3 protein-coding genes and 1 pseudogene are annotated in these 3,036 nt (G+C 64.2%); 1 reads left to right on the top strand and 3 read right to left on the bottom strand.

All coding sequences use genetic code 11. The annotated features are described in order from the left end of the window. Nucleotides 1-5 precede the first annotated feature (5 nt). Nucleotides 6-224 (bottom strand): DUF3126 family protein, encoded by a 219-nt coding sequence (locus H8B02_RS46530; protein ID WP_050406403.1) that lies wholly within the window; start codon nt 222-224, stop codon nt 6-8. A gap of 138 nt (nt 225-362) precedes the next feature. Beyond that, on the bottom strand, nt 363-1,190 hold the full coding sequence (cysE, locus tag H8B02_RS46525; protein WP_092115182.1) for a serine O-acetyltransferase: 828 nt from the start codon (nt 1,188-1,190) through the stop codon (nt 363-365). Between the two features lie 218 nt (nt 1,191-1,408). Here cysE and H8B02_RS49250 point away from each other — a divergent pair. After that, nucleotides 1,409-2,755, top strand: a pseudogene (locus H8B02_RS49250) (hypothetical protein); the annotation flags it as partial. 15 nt (nt 2,756-2,770) lie between these two features. On the opposite strand, the gene H8B02_RS46515 reads toward H8B02_RS49250, so the two are convergent. After that, nucleotides 2,771-3,036, bottom strand: a 266-nt coding sequence (locus H8B02_RS46515; RefSeq protein WP_229172409.1) for an alpha/beta fold hydrolase, incomplete at its 5' end; no start/stop codon positions are given.

The following is a 3,036-nucleotide window of genomic DNA, read 5'->3' as shown; positions in this document are numbered from 1 at the left end:
CCCGTTCAGCCCTGCTCGCCCAGATCTTCTTCCAGGATGGCCATCTGGAACTGGAACGAGCGATCATCGTCCTCGTCGTCGACGAACAGCACGCCGATGAACTCCTCACCGATATAGACCTCGGCCGAGTCGTCCTTCTTGGGCCGCGGCACCACGCGGATCTTGGGATTGCTGAACACGCGTTTGAGATACGCGTCGAGCTTCCTGACTTCCTGAACGTCCACAGCCGTCTCCAATCGGGTCGATGATTTTCGGGGGAGTTTTAGGACGAGACGACAAAGATCGCCAGAGCCTTTTCAGGCTTTGGCGACGTGATGTTGCGCACACGCTAAAGCGCGGTACCGATCAGAAAGCGAGTGAAATCAAAGCCCGATCGCGTTGAGCATCTGGTCCATGGTGCGCGACGGCTCCGCACAGCCGGCCTCGCCGACGATTTTCGCCGGCACGCCCGCGACCGTGACGTTGTGCGGCACGGGCTTGACCACGACGGAGCCCGCCGCGATCCGCGCGCAATGACCGATCTCGATATTGCCGAGGATCTTGGCGCCGGCGCCGATCAGCACGCCGTGCCGGATCTTCGGATGGCGATCCTCGTTCTCCTTGCCGGTGCCGCCGAGCGTGACGCCATGCAGGATCGAGACATCGTCGTCGATGACGGCCGTCTCGCCGCAGACGAAGCCGGTGGCGTGATCGAGGAAGATGCCGCGGCCGATCCTGGCCGCCGGATTGATGTCGGTCTGGAACACCGCCGACGAGCGGCTCTGCAGGTAGAAGGCAAAATCCTTGCGGCCCTTCTGATAGAGCCAATGCGCGAGACGATGGGTCTGCAGCGCGTGGAAGCCCTTGAAGTAGAGCAATGGATCGATGAAGCGCGAGGTCGCGGGATCGCGGTCATAGACGGCGACGAGATCGGCGCGGAAGGCGTTGCCGATATCGGGCTCATCGCGCAATGCCTCACCATAGGTCTGGCGGATCAGGTCGCCCGACAGCGCAGCGTGGTCGAGCCGATCGGCAATGCGATGGACCACGGAATCTTCCAGGCGCTCATGATGCAACACGGTCGCATAGATGAAGGATGCGAGCTCCGGCTCGCGGCGCAGGATGTCTTCCGCCTCGCCGCGGATTCGATCCCAGATCGGATCGAGTGCCGCCAGCTTCGCCCCCTGCGGATTGACCTGATGAACTGCCATAGCTGCTCTCGCAATTCGGTTGTTCTGATGTGCGTTATAGCACGGTGACCCCAGCGCGTCCCGGTACGGTAAACCCCAGCCGAACGCCCCCGGGCCGATGTCTAGGGGAATTGGTCGGGATTTTGCCGAAATCAAGCCGCGCTTCTGCAACTATTGGCGGATTTCGTCCCGAGTGTGGTTTTGGGCATGGTCGGCCCCAATAAAAGGGGGAAAATACCATCAATACCCTGACGTTACGTGGGCGCCTGACCGATGCACGGTCGGTCTGGATCGCCACCATTGCCATTCCCCTCCTGCTCCTCGCGCCTGCCTTCTGGAACGGCTATCCGCTGCTCCAATGGGATACCGGCGGCTATCTGGCGCGCTGGTACGAGGGCTATCTGGTGCCGAGCCGGTCCACGGTGTTCGGCATCTATCTTCATATCGGTGAGACGTCGGGCTTCTGGCTCAACCTCGGCATACAGACCCTGGCGACGCTGTGGATCCTGCAACTGACCCTGCGCATGCTCGAGCTCGCCCGGCCGGTCCGGCTGATCGCGATCAGCCTCGCACTGATCGCCACCACCGCCCTGCCCTGGCTCGCCAGCATGCTGCTGACCGACATCTTTGCCGGCCTCTCGGTGCTCGCCCTCTTTATTCTCGTCCTGCACGGCGAGCGGATTTCTACGCTCGAGAAGGCGGTGCTGTTCGGGTTCATCGCGTTTTCCGCCGCCACGCACAGCGCGACGCTCGCGGTGCTGCTTGGCCTGTGCTGCGTCGGCTGGATGCTGCGTCCGTGGCTCGGCCGCCGCGTCCCGGTCGCGGGGCTCATGCAAGGCAGCCTGACCATCGTCACCGCCGCCGTGATGCTGCTGGCGGCGAACTTCGCGCTGTCGGGTCAGCTTGCCTGGACACCCGGCGGCTATGGCGTCGCCTTCGGCCGCATGCTGCAGGATGGCATCGTCGCGCAATATCTGCGCGATCATTGCGCCAGGGATAACCTGAAGCTGTGCCCCTATCGCGACGAGTTGCCGCCGACCGCCGACGACTTCCTGTGGGGTCACAGCATGTTCAACACGCTCGGCCGCTTTCAGGGACTGAATGACGAGATGGGCCACATCGTGGTGCGTTCGCTCGCCGAATATCCGGGATGGCAGGCCAGGGCGGCGCTGACGGCAACCGCGGACCAGCTGTTGGATGTCGCGACCGGCGAAGGCTCCTCAGGCTGGATCCCGCATACCTACGGCATCATCGAGCGCTATGTTCCCAAGCAGGTCGCGCCGATGCGCGCCGCGCGGCAACAACAATGGGCCCTCGACTTCACCGCGATCAATCGCATCCACGTGCCGGTCGCGCTGGCCTCGATGCTCTTTGTCGTGATCCTGTTCGGCCGCGGACTGTGGCAGCGGCGGCTCGACGATTTGACGCTGCTGGCGGGCACGGTGACGCTCGCTCTGCTCGGCAATGCCGCCGTCTGTGGCGTGATCTCGGGGCCGCACGACCGCTATGGCGCGCGCATGGTGTGGGTCGCGACCTTCGTGGTGCTGATCGCAGCGGCGCGCGCCTTCGCCAAGGACGATGCCGAGAACGATGCCGACGAGCTATTTTCGCCCCGACAGGAAGTCGATGACGCCGGTCTTGTAGACCTTGTCACCGACCGCCCGCATGTGGTCGCGGTTCGGAATGTCGAGCACCTGCGAACCCGGAATGATCCGGCCGAGCGCTGACGCCGAGCCCGCGATCTCGTCCTTGCTGCCGACCGCGATCAGAACCGGCACGCGGATCCCGGCGGCCTCCTCGCGCGTCAGCAGGCGGCGCGAGCCGCGCAGGCAGGCGGCAAGCGCGCGGCGGTCGGAACGGGTCTGAT

It is taken from the genome of Bradyrhizobium altum (assembly GCF_020889705.1).
Lineage (GTDB): Bacteria > Pseudomonadota > Alphaproteobacteria > Rhizobiales > Xanthobacteraceae > Bradyrhizobium > Bradyrhizobium altum.
Note: the sequence above shows the minus strand (reverse complement) of the source record. Positions and strands in the feature narration are given on the sequence as shown.